The sequence below is a fragment of the Ruegeria sp. AP12 genome (assembly GCF_056540025.1).
Genome location: NZ_JBQFVZ010000304.1, coordinates 1 through 559, shown reverse-complemented (window position 1 = coordinate 559; position 559 = coordinate 1). Strand labels below are relative to the sequence as shown.

Below are 559 nucleotides of genomic sequence, written 5' to 3'. Positions count from 1 at the left end.
CCTCGACGTCCAGCCCCCCCAACACAGCCCGTACCTCGGCCCTGCCCCGTGGCAAATCCTGCGCGACCAGATCGCAATCCACGGCCTCGGGCTGTTGCACCCCAATTGTCACCACGACGCGCATCTCTTTGTGGTCCACGCCTAAGCGCGAAAACAGAGTGATCGAGGAATGATGCAGCGCGTCCTGCACCGCCCGCCGTGCGGCCTTGGTATAGTCCTGACCATAGAGGTCGTTGCCGGTGCCCATCTCAAGAATGATACGTTTCTCAGTCATCGCGCGGGCTTCATATCGAATGAGACGATGATGGCGGCGTTTGCGATCACTGTGTGGCCATCGGCGTGCGGTTTGTCGATGTCCAGCCCACCGCGGGTGACTGTGATGTTCGGCTGACCGTATGGGAACACGGCCTTCAACGCCTCACGGTCCACTTTATCGGGTTGCTGCACGCCGACCTCGGCATCAATGATCATCGCCTCTTTGGGAAAATCGAACAGCTCAGCCATATTGACCGAATTGTGCCACAGCGCATCCTTGATCGCGCGCAAGGCGGCCTCGGTA

General features: G+C 59.7%; 2 protein-coding genes. Both read right to left on the bottom strand.

Translation table 11 applies throughout. The features are described 5' to 3' along the window. On the bottom strand, positions 1–274 hold a 274-nt coding region (locus ACR0E6_RS22885), incomplete at its 3' end, for a Lin0512 family protein (RefSeq protein WP_480587738.1). Next, positions 271–559 (bottom strand): Lin0512 family protein (locus ACR0E6_RS22880; protein WP_480587735.1); only part of this gene is annotated, 289 nt, incomplete at its 5' end. The genes ACR0E6_RS22880 and ACR0E6_RS22885, both read right to left, overlap by 4 nt.